The following is a 15,850-nucleotide window of genomic DNA, read 5'->3' as shown; positions in this document are numbered from 1 at the left end:
CCTAAAGGGGTGAGGGCTATTTATAGCGAAACCCCCAGATGTTCCGCTACGGAGAAGATGTCCTTGTCACCACGCCCGCAAAGGTTGGCGAGGATAATCTGGTCCTTGCCCATCGTCGGCGCGAGCTTCTGGACCGCAGCAATCGCGTGGGCTGGCTCCAATGCGGGGATGATGCCTTCGGTGCGGCAGAGCAACTGGAACGCATCCAGTGCCTCTTTGTCGGTCACCGAGGTATAATCGACGCGGCCGATTTCCTTGAGCCATGAATGCTCGGGCCCGATGCCGGGATAATCCAGCCCTGCGCTGATCGAGTGGCCTTCGATGATCTGGCCGTCCTCGTCCTGCAACAGATAGGTCTTGTTGCCGTGCAGGATGCCGGGGCGTCCGCCCGCCAGCGATGCGGCGTGTTCCTTGTCAAGGCCATGCCCTGCCGCTTCCACGCCCAGCATCTTGACTGATGCATCATCAAGGAACGGGTGGAACAGGCCGATCGCGTTTGATCCGCCACCGATGGCTGCCACCAGCACATCAGGCAGGCGGCCGGTGCGCTCCAGCATCTGCGCGCGTGCTTCCTTGCCGATCACGCTTTGAAAATCGCGGACCATTTCGGGATAGGGATGCGGCCCTGCTGCCGTGCCGATGATGTAGAACGTGTTGTGCACGTTCGCCACCCAGTCGCGCAGCGCTTCGTTCATCGCATCTTTCAGCGTGCCTGCGCCTGCCGTCACCGGCACAACTTCTGCACCCAGCAGCTTCATGCGGAACACGTTGGGGGCTTGGCGCGCAACGTCTGTCGCGCCCATGAAAATCACGCAGGGCAGGCCAAAGCGCGCGCAAACCGTGGCCGTGGCAACACCGTGCTGGCCAGCGCCGGTTTCGGCGATGATCCGCGTCTTGCCCATGCGCATCGCCAGCAGGATCTGCCCGATGCAATTGTTGATCTTGTGCGCGCCGGTATGGTTCAGCTCGTCACGCTTGAACCAAACTTGTGCACCGCCCAATTCCTCGGTCAGGCGCGGTGCAAAATAAAGCGGGCTGGGCCGCCCGACATAATGCTCCAGCAGATCGTCGAACTCTGCCTTGAAGGCAGGGTCGGCCTTGGCTGCGATATATTCGCGCTCAAGCTCTAGGATCAACGGCATCAGCGTTTCGGCAACATAGCGCCCGCCGAACTGGCCAAAATGGCCGCGCTCGTCCGGTTGGTTGCGGAAGCTGTTGGGGGTCTGGCTTATCGTTTCTACGCTCATGTTTCGGCGCTTGGCAGAGGGCAGGGCGATTGTCCAGATTCTCGCACAACTCTTGCCCTGATTGCGCCCTTTCAGGCAGGGCGGATTCAATCATTGCGCGCCGTTCATGCACCCGCAATCTGACGCTGCCTAAATGGCCGGATGCTACGTCGTGAGGGCGGTTCCGCAAGGGGCCGCCTTCATTATTGTAAGTAATGGCAAAGTAGTTTCGAACACTCTAAAAATTGTTAGCAATACTAATGTTGCATCAAAGCCACAAATCGTAATCCATTTGAAAACAATGCGATTTCCCTCATTGTCATAAATCTGACGCACCACTACCTGCCGCCTCGCCCACTTCACAAAGAAGGGGCCAAAAATGTCAGGAGTACAATAATATGCGTCTGGTTCTTATCTCTCTTGCTGCTTCGCTGGTTGCAGCTACCCCCGCTTTTGCCGCTGGCGATGCCGGCTCATACATCGGCGTTGGCGTAACCCACGATAACTTCGCATCGTCGGACGATCTTGAAGGCTTCGGCTTCAACGGCGTCGGCGGTACGGTCTTTGCTGGTTACAACTTCCCGCTGTCAACCTCGACCTACGCTGGTTTCGAAGCCAACTTTGATCTGGCAACTGCGAAGGTTGGTGACAATGTCGATGCTGCAGAAGCCGACCATGCGTTTGGCGCATCGGCATTGCTCGGCTTCCGCCCAAGCGACAGCACCGCGCTTTATGGCCGTGTCGGCTATCAGCGTGGCCGCGCGACCGAACTGACCAACGGCGTTGAATTTTCGGATTCGGCTGATGGTCTCCGTCTTGGTCTTGGCCTTCAGGCTGATCTGAACGAGAAGCTGGGCGTGCGCGTAGAATACAACCACACGCACTACTACGGTGAAAACGGTACGGCTGCTGTGAACAACAACCAGGCAGCTGTGTCGCTCGTTTACGGCTTCTGAAGCCTTTCGCAGCGCTAGCCTCGCTGCGATCAAACGATACTTCGGACGGCCTCACTCATGGGGCCGTCCGTTAGGGTCAGGACCTATTAATCCCGCCTTCGAGGCGCCGGAATGGCGAACATTCCGGCGTCCCGCAGGGATTTGACCAAAATGGCCTGCTGCTGCGTTGGATAGTCTTGAAATAGAACCACTATTCCTGCGCCTATCCGCCTTGCACCAAGCCATTTTGCCTCAAACCTCGAAGGCGGGATTAATAGGTCCTGACCCTAGTATTTGTGCCTCAAATCAAGCGTTGCGGGCGTTGAAGCAGAACGTGCGGATACGGTCTGCATCTTTCACGCCCGGCGCGCTTTCAACGCCTGATGACACATCGACCAGAGCCGTGCCGGTGCGGCGTACGGCATCGGCGACATTATCGGGCGACAAGCCACCGGCGAGGCCCCACGGCGCTTCACCGCGATAGGCGCTTAGCAAGTCCCAATCGAATACCAGCCCTAAACCGCCGGGAAGGTCCGCGCCTTTAGGGGCCTTGGCGTCGAACAGGATCATGTCCGCCGCTCCTGCAAAAGCAGCGGCATTCACCACATCGTCGCGGCTGGCAACCGACAGCGCTTTCCACACCGGCAACCCGTACTGCGCGCGCAATTGCGCAACGCGTTGTGGCGTTTCCGTGCCATGCACCTGGATAACGTCGAGGCGGGCAGCGACAACCGCTTCGGCAATGGTCGCATCAAGCGCATCGACAAACAGGCCGACGACTTTGGTCCGGCCCGACGCGCGCTCACCCAGCAAGGCCGCATCTCGCAGCGATACATTGCGCGGACTTTTCGCAAAGAAAACAAGGCCGATGTAGTCGGCGCGCGCTTTGATTGCAGCGTCCAAAGCTTGCGGCGTGGCGATGCCACAAATCTTGATGGCGGGGGCGGTTGGTTTGGACGGCATAGGCGGCGCGTTACGGTGAACGCGCCGCCCCTGTCAAATTGCCGGTGTCAAACGTCCCGCAAGGTCACTGCGCCAGTTCATAGCTGACGTTGATCGTTACCGTCATTTCCAGTTCGCCCGCGGCGACCGGCGATGACTTTGGCGCGCTGGCCATGTCGGCGCGGGCAAACATCACTTGCGGCTGCGGGGGTGACCAGCCAGCATTCTCGCTGATCGACAGGACGCGCACCACGCGCAGGCCTGCGGCCTTGGCATAAAGATCGGCACGGGCGCGGGCCTTTTTCATCGCCTCGATCCGTGCTTCATCCATCGCGGCATCAGCATTGTCGATCTGGAATGACGGGCCATTGACCTGATTGGCGCCATTGGCAACCAGCGTGTCGATGACCTTGCCATAGCTGTCCAGCTTGCGCTGGCGCACCGAAACCTGATTGGTCGCCTGATAGCCGACAATAACCTGCTCTTGCTGCTCAAACGAACCATCGGGCAGGCGCTTTGGCTGGCCATAGACCGGGTTCACCGACAAATTGCTGGTCTGGATATCACGCTCGGCAATACCGGCCTTGCGCAGCGATGCGATGACCGCCGTCATGCGGTTGGCATTTTCGCTAAGCGCAGCGCCAGCAGTGGTGGCTTGCGTGGTAACGCCAGCGCTGAACACCGCCAGATCGGGCGTGCGCGTGGATTTGCCTTCCGCGGCAATGTTCAACACCGCATTGCCCGAAGCGACGACCGGATTTGCAGAAGCGCCTTGTGCAAGGGCGGCAGTCAGTGGCGAAAGGGCGGCAATCGCGGCGGCGATCAGGAACGTGCGCTTCATAACTGGGATTCTCCCGTAAGTGTCTTGGCCGCCAGATGTGGACGGGCCGAGGTTACAGGGCGATGAACCGTTCAGCCAAGGCTTCGTTCCAGCACGACCATTGCAAACGGGTGCTCCCCTGCGGCGGGGAAGGGCCGCGTCTCGCCGGTGCGCGTGTAACCCCGGCGTTCGTAATAGGCGATGAGGTCGGGCCGAGCATCGATCACGGTCATTTCCATAACCGTCGCGCCAAAGTGCTCAACCGCCGCATCTTCGGCATCGGCCAGCAGCGCGCGGCCCAGCCCTTCGGCCTGCAATGCGGGTTCGACGCAGAGCATGCCCATATAGGCGCGGCCATTGCCAAGGTCGGTAACCGTCACCGTCCCCACCAGCTTGCTGTCCACTTCGACCAGCAGGACGCGGTTGCGGGCATCGGCCAGCACCTCGGCCAGTTCAGCCTCGGTCGTGCGCTCATCATCCAGCAAGTCGGCCTCGTGCGTCCAGCCCTGCCTTGCGCTGTCACCGCGATAGCACGCTTCCACCAGCGCGCGCAGGCGCGGCACGTCCTGTGGCTTGGCCGTCGTAAAGCGGATCATCGGCTTTTACAGCGTGGCTTCGATGGCGCGCGCGGCGGCAACAGGATCATCAGCGCGGCTGATCGGGCGGCCAATGACGAGGATGCTGGCCCCTGCATCGCGCGCAGCGCGCGGAGTAACGGCGCGCTTCTGGTCACCCAATTTGCCATCGGCAGGACGCAGGCCGGGCACCACGAAGTAGCCCTTCTTCCAACGCTGGTGAATGGCGGCAACTTCGTGGCCCGAACACACGATGCCATCAAGCCCCGCCTCTTGCGCCAGATCGGCAAGGCGCAGCGCCTGATCGTGGGCCGATCCGCCAACGCCCATGCCATTCAGATCACCATCATCAAGGCTGGTCAGCACCGTCACGGCCACCACCTTGCAATGCTCTGCCGCTGCGGCCTTGGCGTCTTCCATCATCGCCCGCCCGCCCGATGCGTGGACGGTAACGATGGCAGGTTCCAGCACATGGATAGACTGCATCGCGCCCGCCACAGTGTTGGGAATGTCATGCAATTTCAGGTCGAGGAAAATCGGCAAACCAACCTTTGCAACCTCGTGCACGCCATGATGGCCATGCGCGCAAAAGAATTCGAGGCCCAGTTTCAGCCCGCCGACGTGGCCCTTTACCTTTTGGGCAAGGGCGACCGCAGCATCAAGGCGGGGAAGGTCGAGGGCGAGGTAGATCGGGTTGCTCACAGCGTCTCGTTTCTTGTTTGGGCAGCTTCAAGGTTGGTTGAACTTAACGATGGCGCAGCGCGGGTGTTCAGCGATGTTTCCAGCGTCGTGATCCGCCGTGCCAACCGCCAGCGGGTGGCGCGGTACAGAAACCACATCGGCACCAGCCCCAACAGGAAAGCCCCGATGACCAGCGCAGGCAGCCGCGTTTCCAGCAGCAGTCCTTCCCAGATGCGCACTTCAACCGGCACCCAGTTGGCGGCGCTGAACGCAGCCAGTGCGGCAATCACCACAACCCAGAAAATCGTACGCAGCATGCTTCAGGCCTCTCGCTTCGTGACCCGTCCGTCGCAGGCAATGCTAGGACAGGTCAGGCCGCTTGGCGAGTCCCCGCGTTCTTCAGGCCGTTATTCAGTCTGCGCCAAACACGCGGGCAAAGATCGTGTCGATGGCCTTGAAATGGTAATCGAGGTTGAACTTCTCCTCGATCTGCTCTGCACTCAACACGGCAGCCACTTCGGGATCAGCCTTCAGCAGTTCCATCAGTGAAAGCTGACCGTCTGATTCCCACACCTTCATCGCATTGCGCTGCACCAACCGGTACGAAGCATCACGCTCCAGCCCCGCCTGCGTCAGCGCCAGCAGCACCCGCTGCGAATGGACCAGACCGCCCATCTTATCGAGGTTCTTCTGCATCCGCTCAGGGTAAATCAACAGCTTGTCGATCACCGAAGTCAGGCGGCCCAGCGCGAAATCAAGCGTGATCGTGGCATCGGGGCCGATGAAGCGTTCCACCGACGAGTGTGAAATATCGCGCTCATGCCACAGCGCCACATTCTCCAGCGCGGGCGTCACGGCTGATCGCACCATGCGCGCAAGGCCGGTCAGGTTTTCCGTCAAAATCGGGTTGCGCTTGTGCGGCATCGCCGAAGACCCCTTCTGCCCCGGCGAGAAGTATTCTTCGGCCTCCAGCACTTCGGTGCGCTGCAAATGGCGCACTTCAATGGCAAGCCGTTCTATGCTGCTGGCGATCACGCCCAGCGTTGCAAAATACATTGCATGGCGATCACGCGGGATAACCTGCGTGGAAACCGGCTCCACCTCAAGCCCCAGCTTCTCTGCCACATATTCCTCAACCGCAGGATCGATGTTGGCAAACGTGCCGACCGCACCGGAAATAGCACAAGTCGCAACTTCCGCGCGCGCAGCAACCAGCCGCGCACGGCAGCGGGTGAACTCAGCATAGGCCTCGGCCAGCTTCTTGCCGAACGTCGTGGGTTCGGCATGGATGCCGTGGCTGCGGCCGATGGTGGGGGTGTATTTGTGTTCAAACGCACGGCGCTTGATCGCCGCCAGCAGAGCGTCAATATCGGCAATCAGCAAATCGGACGCGCGGGCAAGCTGCACCGAAAGCGTCGTGTCCAGCACGTCGGAACTGGTCATGCCCTGATGCATGAAGCGCGCCTCGGGGCCAACCTGCTGCGCCACCCAATCCAGAAACGCGATCACGTCATGCTTGGTAACCGCTTCAATCGCGTCAATCGCAGGCACGTCGATCACCGGGTTCGTCGCCCACCAGTCCCACAGCGCCTTCGCACCCGATGGCGGCACCACGCCCAGCTCACCCAGCTTTTCGGTCGCATGGGCCTCAATCTCGAACCAGATGCGATAACGGGCTTCAGGCTCCCAGATCGCGGTCATCGCGGGGCGGGCGTAACGGGGGACCATGTTCGACTCCAACTGCTGATCTGGTGCGCATAAGCGTTGCGGGGCCGCTACGGCGCAGGGCCCGCAAAGGCAAGGGGGTTGCGTCTTTCCCCGTCGCCCCCTTTCCCCATCGCCCCCCACTTTCGTCATTGCGAGGAGGCGCAGCCGACGAAGCAATCCAGAGCGATGCCGAGCCGCCAATCCGCAGGGGCCGCAAAGACAAAGGGCATCCACCTTTCCCCATCGCCCCCCACTTTCGTCATTGCGAGGAGGCGCAGCCGACGAAGCAATCCAGAGCGATGCCGAGCCACCAATCCGCAGGGGTCGCAAAGACAAAGGGCATCTACTTTTCCCTGTCGAAGCCCTTTCCCAATCGCCCCCACTTTCGTCATTGCGAGGAGGCACAGCCGACGAAGCAATCCAGAGCGATGCCGAGCCACCAATCCGCAGGGCTCGCAAAGACAAAGGGCATCCACTTTTCCTTGTCGAAGCCCTTTCCCCATCGCCCCCCTCCCTCGTCATTGCGAGGAGGCGCAGCCGACGAAGCAATCCAGAGCGCGCCACCACAGCGCCCGCCAACCCCTGGATTGCTTCACCCCGCTGCGCGAGGCTCGCAATGACGAAGGTGGGTAAAGGAGGCGAGCGAAGATCGTGGCGACGACCGCCGAGATTCCGGCTAACCTCCGGGGCAAATTTGCTTTTGGAGACACCCCGTGATTCGCAAAATCATCCTGATCCTCACCCTCGGTTCCGCCGTGGCGCTGGCAGGCTGCAACACCGTGAAGGGCCTCGGCCGCGATATTGAATCCGTGGGCAAGGCTGGAGAGAAGGCTATTTGAGTTTGGGGTGGTGGTGTGCAGTTTGACTGAATCGCCAAGTACTAGGCTATTGAGGGGGTTTTGCGCCTTTTGTCGTTATCCCCAGTTATGGTTCGTAGGGCGGCGAAAGTCTTTTGCCATTACAAATTCAATCGATGGTTGCTACTTTCCAGCAACAAATGCGCCGGACTTTACAGCAATAACCAAAAGAGGGCATCCACCTGCACCTCCACCATTTATTTTTGGGATCAGTTTGTTCAAATGCGTTGTAGAAGCGCCATACTTGCTACCGATATTTAACGGATTGAAAACAGCTGTTTGGAGACCAGAGTCGCGGGTCACGATGATCCCGACGCTTATCGCGCCTAGCGTATGAAGCATCCGAAAGTTGTTAAGATCGCGGTCATAAAACTCTGTTTTGTTGTTCCATTCAATGTCGAGGGCGACGCGTCCCTTAACGCAGTCCACTTTGTGCGTAGGGGTTTCGTAGGTTACACCATCAATCACGGTAGCAGTGTCAAAACCTTTCTCTGCCCAACCTCGCTTAGTCAATTCGCCATCAAGAAATCCGGAGACAAGTGATTTTCCGCCACCGCCTTGCGTAATGCTACTTTCCCTTAGTTCAAATGCACTAAGAACGTGACACAGGTCTAAAAACTGTTCGGGAAATTCACCCTTCAAAATTGCTAAGGCATGACGCCATTCTAAAATAGCGTATTTATGTGCAAATCCTGCTGGGAAATAACTATACGGATCCATGAAGGCCTTCACTCACTTTGAGTTCGCACTCGAATAATTCAACAAAATACTTTAGATCAACGCCGCAGCAGCGTGAAATATCTCTGACTTCGATTAAGGTCAACTTTCGCTGCCCTGCTTCATATTTAGAGACATAGCTTTGGGGAAGCCCTAGTTTTTGGGCAAGTTGCGTTTGTGTCAGCTGTGCAGTCATCCGGATACCGATAAGTATCTCCCGTTGAATTGCGTTCTGCGTGTCTTGCTGATCAGTAGCCATTTTTCCACTTGACCCCGATACTCTGCCGCCGTAGCAAACATTATCCTAATTTAGAATATTGGTTCCTTCGGAGTGTAAGTCATTGTCCGCATCTGCCCAAGCTTTACGCTGCCTGAAAGTGCAAGAATACCCAAGCCTGATAAAATATATGGGCTCAAAGTCCAAAATTATGGGGTTCGTCGTAGAGGGAATAAATCGGGTGCGTGACGATCGCCCCATATGTGACCTGTTTTCCGGTAGCGGTTCACTGTCTGGAGCGATTGGGCAACAAGCAACCGTCGTGTCCAACGACATCCAAGCCTATTCGGGCTTACTTGCTGATACGTATAACCGCGCTTATCGTGAAAAATCGACCCCTCACGCTGATCACTTGTTGCACTTAGCGGGTGAAATACTGCGTAACCGGAAACCTAAGTTGACGGGAAATTATAGTCGCGACCTTTCACTTAATGCCTTCAATGAGGAAGAGGAGCGCCAAAGGGCGCTTATAGATCAAGACTTTGATTACGAATGGCACATTTTTGCAAAAAATTACTCTGGAACATGGTGGAGCTACGAGCAATGCCTTTGGATCGATGCTTTAAGAGAGGTTGCTGAGGCTTACAAATGTGCACCGATTTACCCTGCCATAATGTCCTCCCTTATGTTTGCGATGGCCTATGCAAGCCAAGGCACAGGTCACTATGCTCAGTACAGAGATGCCAAAACAAATTCGTCCTATAGAGATATTTTAATCTACCGAAAGCGCTCTATAGCTCATTATTTTCAAAGAAAATATAACGATATCTTAGACTATGTGCCAAAAAAACCGGTGATTTACGATCATCGATCAACTGCTCTTGACTTTAAAGATTGCCTTCAAAAATTTGAGGGCGGAACAGTTTATGCTGACCCACCCTATTGTTTTGTCCATTATAGTCGTTTCTATCATGCGTTAGAAACGCTTGTTCTATATGATTTCCCGAAGCTTCAGTTACAAAAAGGTAAGATAGTTAAGGGGCGTTACCGAGAAAATAGGCATCAATCACCTTTTTGTATTCAGTCTCAAGTCAGAGGTGCGTTTCAAGACCTATTTGAAGGTGTTAAAAATAGTAATTCTTCATTGGTGCTTAGTTACTCAAATACGGGCATGATTTCTCTAAATGAACTTCTTGATATATGCAAATCGGTTCTGTCTAAAAGAAATATTGAAGTATTAACAACTGATCACGAGCACATGACTATGGGGAGAAAAGAGGATCGGCAACGGAGTGTAAAAGAGGGACTTCTGTTGGCATACGTATAATAGCAGAGCTTTGGGGGTGGTATAATTAATTGCTTTCAAGCTGGCAGTTGTGTTTCGTTAGGTTGGAAGCGGCGGCAACATGCGCGCGCCTCACCCTATGCTGACTCCCATTTGCCGATCCAGATATTTGCGCATTCGCAACAGTAACTTAGGGGGTGTTCAGCGCCGGATTGAGCCTTGCCGCCAGACCCTAACTGCCGTATCTTACCTGCGTCTTACCAGCGGAGGCGCACATGGGCATCCAAAAACGTATCTCGACCGTGATCTCGACCAAGGGGCAGGTTATCCTGCCCAAGGCGATCCGTGATTTGCGGGATTGGACGGCGGGGACGCAGTTGATTGTCGAGGACACGCCCGAAGGTGTGCTGTTGAAATCCGCGCCCGTTTTTGCAGAAACACAGCTTGAAGACGTGTTCGGCGTGTTGAAGCATCGCGGCCCCGCTGTGTCGCTTGAGGCGATGGACGCGGCGATTGTCAGCGAGGCGAAGCGCCGTGCGCGCGATTGATACCAACGTCATTGTCCGTTTGCTCACTGCCGATGATCCTGTTCAGGCCGAAGCTGCAAAACAGATCATTCAGGAAGGTGACGTTTTCATTGGCGTGACGGTGCTGCTCGAAGTCGAATGGGTACTGCGCGCCGCCTATGGCTTTGGCGCCAATGAAATCGCGGCGGCGATCCGTGGCTTGGCGGGGCTTCCCCAGGTGACGGTGGAAGAGGCAGAGGCAGTCGCCAAAGCCTTGGATTGGACGGCCAAGGGCATGGATTTCGCCGACGCCTTGCATCTGGCGCGCGCCCAGCATTGCAGCGCGTTTGTCACCTTTGATCGCAAGCTGGCCAGCAAAGCCAAGGGTTTTGCACAAGTGCCGGTGATTGCGCTGTAATCCCCTCTCAACTCCCTCTAAATCAATCCCTTCACCTTCAACGACGTATGCCCCTCGCTGCCGATGATGATGTGGTCGTGGACCACGATACCCATCAACCGTCCGGCCTCGGCAATCTTGTTGGTTATCTGGATGTCGGCGCGGCTGGGTTGGGGGTTGCCGGAGGGGTGGTTGTGGACGAGGATCATCGATGCCGCGCCGATTTCCAGCGCCTTCTTGATGACTTCGCGCGTGTAGATCGGGCTTTCATCCAGCGTGCCTTCGCTGACAAGGTGATCGAGGATCAGCATGTTCTGCGTGTTGAGATAGAGCACGCGGACACGCTCGACGATCAGGTGCGCCATATCGATATGCAGATAATCCAGCAGCGCCTGCCAGTTTGACAGGACGGGCAGTTCGCGCACCGTGTTGCGGGCAAGGCGGCGCGCGGCAAGCGCAACAATCCGCAGGGCCGCCGCGCTGGTTTCACCCATGTTGGGGTGAAGGGTGAGGGCCTGTGGATCAGCTGTCAGGACTCCGGCAAGGCTGCCGAAGCGCTGGATCAGCGAACGCGCGATGGGCTTGGTATCGATGCGTGGCCGTGCCACCATCAGCAGGTATTCGATCACTTCATGATCGGCCAGCGCATCTTCGCCGCCCGTCATCAGCCGTTTGCGCAGGCGGGCGCGGTGGCCGCTGGCGTCGGTGCTGTCAAAGCCGTCAGTGTCTTTGGCGCCTTTTTTGGGCGGGGACGGGGCTTGTTCAGGAAAGAGTTGGTCTGGATCGGGCATGGACGGTTTGCGGGCACCTTTTGCGGGGCCTGCGCGTTTTGTCGGGGCGCAAGTTAACGCAGTGCATTGCCCAAGCCGGGGGAGTGCGCAAGAAGGGGGCCAATGGCAGATAGTTTCGAATTGGCGGAAACCGACGTTTCGCCTGCGCCGCAAAGCGTGTCGCGTCGCAGCCGCTGGCGCACGATTGGCGTGCCTGCGCTGGCCATCGTGCTGGTGGCGGGCACAGGCGTGTGGCTGTCGCGGGAATATCTGGCCGACCGCGTGATTGCGGGCCAGATCGCCGCCTATGGCCTGCCCGCAACGTACGAGATCGAAAGCATCGGACCGGACGCGCAAGTTTTGCGCAACGTCGTGGTGGGTGATCCCAAGCGGCCGGACTTGACCATCGAACGTGTGCTGGTGGCAATGGACTATCGCTGGGGCACACCGACGATTGGATCAATAAAGCTCATAAAACCAAGGGTTTACGGGAAATACTTGAATGGCAGGCTAAGCTTCGGCAGCCTCGACAAAGTGCTCTTTGCGCCCAAAACTGATGACGCTGCGCATGTGTTTCCTCAACTAAACCTCACAGTCAAAGACGGCCGCGCCCTCCTGCTGACCGACTTCGGCAAAGTGGGCCTGAAACTGGACGGCCAAGGCGCGCTGCAAGATGGCTTTACCGGAACGCTGGCAGCCGTCGCACCAACGCTGACCGGCGGCGGCTGCGTGGCGCAAGGCGCGACCCTGTTTGGCAAGATCACCATCCGCGAAGAACGGCCATCACTGGCAGGGCCGCTGCAATTGAAGAGCCTTTCCTGCACAGGCGGCCTGAAATCGGGCGCGATGACGGCGCAGATCGATGGCGTTGCCGATAAAGGGCTGGCGGGCTTTGCGGGCAACGTGACGTTGCGCAGCAAAGCCCTGGTTGCGCCGGGGCTATCGGCCGAATCGCTGGCGCTGGACACGCGACTGGGTTGGCGCGAGGGTGTGCTGACGGGGCGGATCGAGGCCGATGCAGGCGGTGTGCGCAGTGGCGGCGTGAACGTCGGCCTGCTGGGGATCGAAGGGCTGGTCCGGGCGCGCGAAGGCTTTGGCAAAGCAGAGTTTCGCGGAACGGTACGCGGCGAAGGTTTGCGGCAGGGGCCCGCGTTCGATCTGGCGCTGGCAGACGTGCAGAAAAGTGCAGCGGACACATTGCTGGCGCCGCTGCTGGCGCAAATGCGCGCAAGCCTGCGCCGTGAAGAACGCGGCAGCCGTCTGGCGGGCGAGATTTCGGTGCGGCGCAGCGGCGCTTCGGGTGTGACGCTGGTGGTGCCGCAAGCGCGGCTGGTGGGCGGAAGCGGCCAGAATTTGCTGACCCTGTCAAAGTTCCAAGTCGCAAGCGGAAGTGAAGATGGGCCGCCGTTGCTGGTGGGGAACTTTGCCACCGGTGGTGCTGGCATGCCGCGCGTGAACGGTCGGATGGAGCGCGGGCGGGCAGGGCAAGCGCTGTTCCGGCTGACGATGGAACCGTGGCGCGCAGACGGCGGGTCATTGGCCATCCCGGAGATGATGGTTGCACAAAGCCGTAACGGCTCGCTGGGCTTTGCCGGAACGACACTGGTTTCTGGCGCAATTCCAGGAGGTTCGGTGGAGAACCTCGTCCTGCCTGTAAACGGTAGCTATGGTGCGCGTGGCGAATTGGCGCTGTGGAAAAGCTGTGTCAGCGCACGGTTTGACCGGCTGATGCTGGGGGCAATGGCGGTTGACGGCAACACGCTGAATTTGTGCCCACCCGGCGGCAGCGCGATTGTGCGCAACGGCGTGGCCGGATTGCGGATCGCAGCAGGAACGCCAGGGCTCGACTTGTCCGGGCGTCTGGGTGAGACGCCAATGATCGTGAAGACCGGCGCGGTCGGCTTTGCCTGGCCGGGCGTGCTGATGGCCAAGGCCGTGGACGTGACGCTGGGGCCGCCCGAATCGGCAACAAAGCTGCGGCTGGCAGATCTTGATGCACGATTGGGCAAGGATTTTACCGGCACATTCGCCGGCGTCGATGCGAATTTGACTGCGGTGCCGCTGGATGTGACCAAGGCGGCGGGCCAGTGGCGTTTTGCTAATGGCGCGCTGGTGCTGACGGGGGTCGGCTTTGATCTGACAGACCGGCTTGATCCGGCGCGGTTTGAAACCTTGCGGAGCGACGGGGCGGCACTGACTCTGTTGGACAATCGTATTGTCGCCAACACCTTGCTGCGCGAAGCCAAGACTGCGCGTGAAGTGGGACGCGCCGCGATTCGGCACGATCTGGGCAGCGGAACCGGGCGGGCGGACTTACAGGTTGACGGACTGGTGTTCGATAAAGGGTTCCAGCCCGCGCAACTTACCCGGCTGGCGTTGGGCGTGGTCGCCAACACTGTGGGCACGGTGCGGGGTAAGGGCGTGATCGACTGGAACGCGCGCGGGGTGACGAGCAGCGGGCGGTTCGGCACCGAAAACATGGACTTGGCCGCCGCGTTTGGCCCCGTGAAGGGGCTGTCGGGGACTATCGAGTTCACCGATCTGCTCGGCATGGTCAGCGTCCCTCACCAAAAGCTGAAAGTGGCCTCGATCAATCCGGGAATCGAGGTGACCGACGGGTTGATCGATGTGTCGCTCCTGCCCGATCAGGTGCTGCGTTTGCATGAGGCGAACTGGCCGTTCCTTGGCGGCACGCTGAAGCTGGAGCCGACCGATTTGCGCATGGGTCTGGCCGAGGCACGGCGTTATACTCTGACGGTTGTCGGCATCGATGCGGCCAAGTTTCTTGAGAAGATGGAACTCGGCAATCTGGCGGCGACGGGCACTTTTGACGGGCAGTTTCCGCTGGTGTTTGATGCCGATGGCGGGCGGATTGAAGAAGGCTCACTGCTTTCGCGCGCGCCGGGGGGCAATGTCTCGTACATTGGCGCGCTGACCTATGAGAACATGGGGGCCATGGCGAACTTTGCGTTCGATGCACTGAAATCGCTTGATTACAGAACGATGACCATAGCGATGCGCGGCGATCTTGAAGGTGAGATCATGACCAACGTGAAGTTTGACGGGGTGAAGCAGGGGCTTGGCACCAAACGCAACTTCATCACCAAGCAAATTGCCAATTTGCCGATCCAGTTCAACATCAATATCCGCGCACCGTTCTATCAATTGATGACGTCGATGAAGGCGATTTACGATCCGGCCGCGATCAAGGATCCGCGCACTCTCGGACTGGTCGACGCACAAGGGCGGGTTGTCCGGCGGTTCACCAACGGGGTGCGATCCGCGGGTACTCCGGTGATTGTATTGCCCGTATTACAACAGAATATTCAGCCTGCAGAAAGCGTAATCGTGCCATGACGTCTGTGCAATTGACCCGATCGGTTATCCCTGCGACGATATTTCGCATGAAAGAAAACAGATCACAATTGTGGCGGCGCGGCTTGTTGGTGCTGCCGTTGGTAGCCGGTTTGACAACGGGGGGATGCATTTCGGTGAAGGCACCGGACAAACCGATCGTTATCGAACTGAATATCAACATCAAACAAGAGGTCGTGTACCGGCTTGCGGCAGATGCCGAGAACACGATCGACAATAATCCGGACATCTTCTGATGACCGGTGATCATTTTGGGGTAACGCAAATGGCGAAGTATTCCTTTCGCAAGAGCATGTTGGTAGTGGCCGCTTCAGGACTGGTGTTCGGCACGCTGATGCCAGTTGTCGCCCATGCACAGGCCCGGGATCCGGCCTATGCGGCGGCGCGCGCTGCGGGCCAGGTGGGTGAAAAGATGGACGGCTATCTGGGCTATGTCACGCCACCTGCTGCATCGCTGCGTGCTGTGGTGGAAGACATCAACATAAAGCGCAAAGCCGTTTATGCGACCAAAGCACAGGCCAATAACGCAACGGTTGAAGAATATGCTCTGACATCGGGATGCCTGTTGATAAGCCAGACCAAGCCGGGCGAGAAATATCAGGCACCCGATGGATCCTGGCAGACGCGTGGCGATGGTCCCCCCATGCGCGATTCGCGCTGTCCCTGAGGCCAATTCTGCATACGAATCGCCAACGCATTTCCGCCCTTTTCCGCGCAAGTGGGAAAGGGCGATTGCTTTTGCGGTGAAAGCGTGGGCGAAGGCCGCCCCTAGCGGTTGACTCGTAGTTACCCCCCGCCTAAGGGGACGGCGCCCTCGGCGGTGATCCGTCGTTTATGCTG

General features: G+C 58.3%; 18 protein-coding genes. 8 read left to right on the top strand and 10 right to left on the bottom strand.

What is annotated here, in order from left to right; all coding sequences use genetic code 11:
* Window positions 1-20: 20 nt before the first annotated feature.
* Window positions 21-1,247: a tryptophan synthase subunit beta gene (gene trpB, locus B7Y89_RS13350; RefSeq protein WP_292938997.1), complete on the bottom strand. Its 1,227-nt coding sequence runs from the start codon at window positions 1,245-1,247 to the stop codon at window positions 21-23.
* 377 nt (window positions 1,248-1,624) lie between these two features.
* Between trpB and B7Y89_RS13345 the strand changes: the two genes are divergently transcribed.
* On the top strand, window positions 1,625-2,182 hold the full coding sequence (locus B7Y89_RS13345) for a porin family protein (protein WP_292938996.1): 558 nt from the start codon (window positions 1,625-1,627) through the stop codon (window positions 2,180-2,182).
* Between the two features lie 285 nt (window positions 2,183-2,467).
* Here the strand turns inward: B7Y89_RS13345 and B7Y89_RS13340 are convergent, their stop codons facing one another.
* The 6 genes from B7Y89_RS13340 to purB form a co-directional block, all read right to left on the bottom strand.
* The gene (locus B7Y89_RS13340) at window positions 2,468-3,124 is read right to left on the bottom strand and encodes a phosphoribosylanthranilate isomerase (RefSeq protein ID WP_292938995.1); all 657 of its coding nucleotides are present in this window, start codon (window positions 3,122-3,124) and stop codon (window positions 2,468-2,470) included.
* 64 nt (window positions 3,125-3,188) lie between these two features.
* Window positions 3,189-3,944, bottom strand: coding sequence for an SIMPL domain-containing protein (locus B7Y89_RS13335; protein WP_292938994.1), 756 nt, complete (start codon window positions 3,942-3,944; stop codon window positions 3,189-3,191).
* Between the two features lie 71 nt (window positions 3,945-4,015).
* The gene (locus B7Y89_RS13330; RefSeq protein WP_292938993.1) at window positions 4,016-4,519 is read right to left on the bottom strand and encodes a GNAT family N-acetyltransferase; all 504 of its coding nucleotides are present in this window, start codon (window positions 4,517-4,519) and stop codon (window positions 4,016-4,018) included.
* A gap of 6 nt (window positions 4,520-4,525) precedes the next feature.
* Window positions 4,526-5,200 (bottom strand): orotidine-5'-phosphate decarboxylase, encoded by a 675-nt coding sequence (pyrF, locus tag B7Y89_RS13325; RefSeq protein ID WP_292938992.1) that lies wholly within the window; start codon window positions 5,198-5,200, stop codon window positions 4,526-4,528.
* Entirely contained in the window at window positions 5,197-5,496 is a 300-nt protein-coding gene (locus tag B7Y89_RS13320) for a DUF1049 domain-containing protein (protein WP_292938991.1), read from the bottom strand. The genes pyrF and B7Y89_RS13320 overlap by 4 nt, the downstream gene beginning before the upstream one ends.
* A gap of 94 nt (window positions 5,497-5,590) precedes the next feature.
* Window positions 5,591-6,907, bottom strand: a complete 1,317-nt coding sequence (gene purB / locus B7Y89_RS13315; protein WP_292938990.1) for an adenylosuccinate lyase — start codon at window positions 6,905-6,907, stop codon at window positions 5,591-5,593.
* 692 nt (window positions 6,908-7,599) lie between these two features.
* Between purB and B7Y89_RS13310 the strand changes: the two genes are divergently transcribed.
* A complete protein-coding gene (locus tag B7Y89_RS13310; protein ID WP_292938989.1) occupies window positions 7,600-7,725 on the top strand; it encodes an entericidin A/B family lipoprotein in 126 nt (41 codons plus the stop codon).
* A gap of 141 nt (window positions 7,726-7,866) precedes the next feature.
* On the opposite strand, the gene B7Y89_RS13305 is transcribed toward B7Y89_RS13310, so the two are convergent.
* Together B7Y89_RS13305 and B7Y89_RS13300 are read right to left on the bottom strand one after the other, a co-directional pair.
* The gene (locus B7Y89_RS13305) at window positions 7,867-8,463 is read right to left on the bottom strand and encodes a BglII/BstYI family type II restriction endonuclease (RefSeq protein WP_292938988.1); all 597 of its coding nucleotides are present in this window, start codon (window positions 8,461-8,463) and stop codon (window positions 7,867-7,869) included.
* Window positions 8,450-8,719: a helix-turn-helix transcriptional regulator gene (locus tag B7Y89_RS13300; protein ID WP_292938987.1), complete on the bottom strand. Its 270-nt coding sequence runs from the start codon at window positions 8,717-8,719 to the stop codon at window positions 8,450-8,452. Before B7Y89_RS13300 ends, B7Y89_RS13305 begins: the two co-directional genes overlap by 14 nt.
* Before the next feature lie 82 nt (window positions 8,720-8,801).
* Between B7Y89_RS13300 and B7Y89_RS13295 the strand changes: the two genes are divergently transcribed.
* The 3 genes from B7Y89_RS13295 (at window position 8,802) to B7Y89_RS13285 (ending at window position 10,886) form a co-directional block, all read left to right on the top strand.
* Window positions 8,802-10,004 carry a DNA adenine methylase gene (locus B7Y89_RS13295; protein ID WP_292938986.1) on the top strand — a complete coding sequence of 401 codons (1,203 nt, stop codon included), beginning with the start codon at window positions 8,802-8,804 and terminating at the stop codon, window positions 10,002-10,004.
* Window positions 10,005-10,237: 233 nt separating this feature from the next.
* Complete coding sequence (locus B7Y89_RS13290; RefSeq protein ID WP_292938985.1) at window positions 10,238-10,510, top strand: AbrB family transcriptional regulator; 273 nt, start codon at window positions 10,238-10,240, stop codon at window positions 10,508-10,510.
* On the top strand, window positions 10,497-10,886 hold the full coding sequence (locus B7Y89_RS13285; protein WP_292938984.1) for a type II toxin-antitoxin system VapC family toxin: 390 nt from the start codon (window positions 10,497-10,499) through the stop codon (window positions 10,884-10,886). Before B7Y89_RS13290 ends, B7Y89_RS13285 begins: the two co-directional genes overlap by 14 nt.
* Before the next feature lie 17 nt (window positions 10,887-10,903).
* Here B7Y89_RS13285 and radC read toward each other — a convergent pair whose 3' ends face one another.
* Window positions 10,904-11,656: a DNA repair protein RadC gene (gene radC / locus B7Y89_RS13280; RefSeq protein WP_292938983.1), complete on the bottom strand. Its 753-nt coding sequence runs from the start codon at window positions 11,654-11,656 to the stop codon at window positions 10,904-10,906.
* Window positions 11,657-11,758: 102 nt separating this feature from the next.
* Between radC and B7Y89_RS13275 the strand changes: the two genes are divergently transcribed.
* Genes B7Y89_RS13275 through B7Y89_RS13265 form a run of 3 tightly spaced genes read left to right on the top strand, consistent with a single transcriptional unit; the run spans window position 11,759 to window position 15,677 of the window.
* A complete protein-coding gene (locus B7Y89_RS13275) occupies window positions 11,759-14,992 on the top strand; it encodes a YdbH domain-containing protein (protein WP_292938982.1) in 3,234 nt (1,077 codons plus the stop codon).
* Window positions 14,993-15,039: 47 nt separating this feature from the next.
* On the top strand, window positions 15,040-15,246 hold the full coding sequence (locus B7Y89_RS13270) for a YnbE family lipoprotein (RefSeq protein WP_292938981.1): 207 nt from the start codon (window positions 15,040-15,042) through the stop codon (window positions 15,244-15,246).
* A 56-nt stretch (window positions 15,247-15,302) separates the two neighbouring features.
* Entirely contained in the window at window positions 15,303-15,677 is a 375-nt protein-coding gene (locus B7Y89_RS13265; protein ID WP_292939045.1) for a YdbL family protein, read from the top strand.
* Window positions 15,678-15,850: the final 173 nt, after the last annotated feature.

The sequence above is a fragment of the Novosphingobium sp. 32-60-15 genome, from assembly GCF_002280675.1.
Taxonomy (GTDB): domain Bacteria; phylum Pseudomonadota; class Alphaproteobacteria; order Sphingomonadales; family Sphingomonadaceae; genus Novosphingobium.
This window is presented reverse-complemented; position numbering and strand designations above follow the sequence as displayed.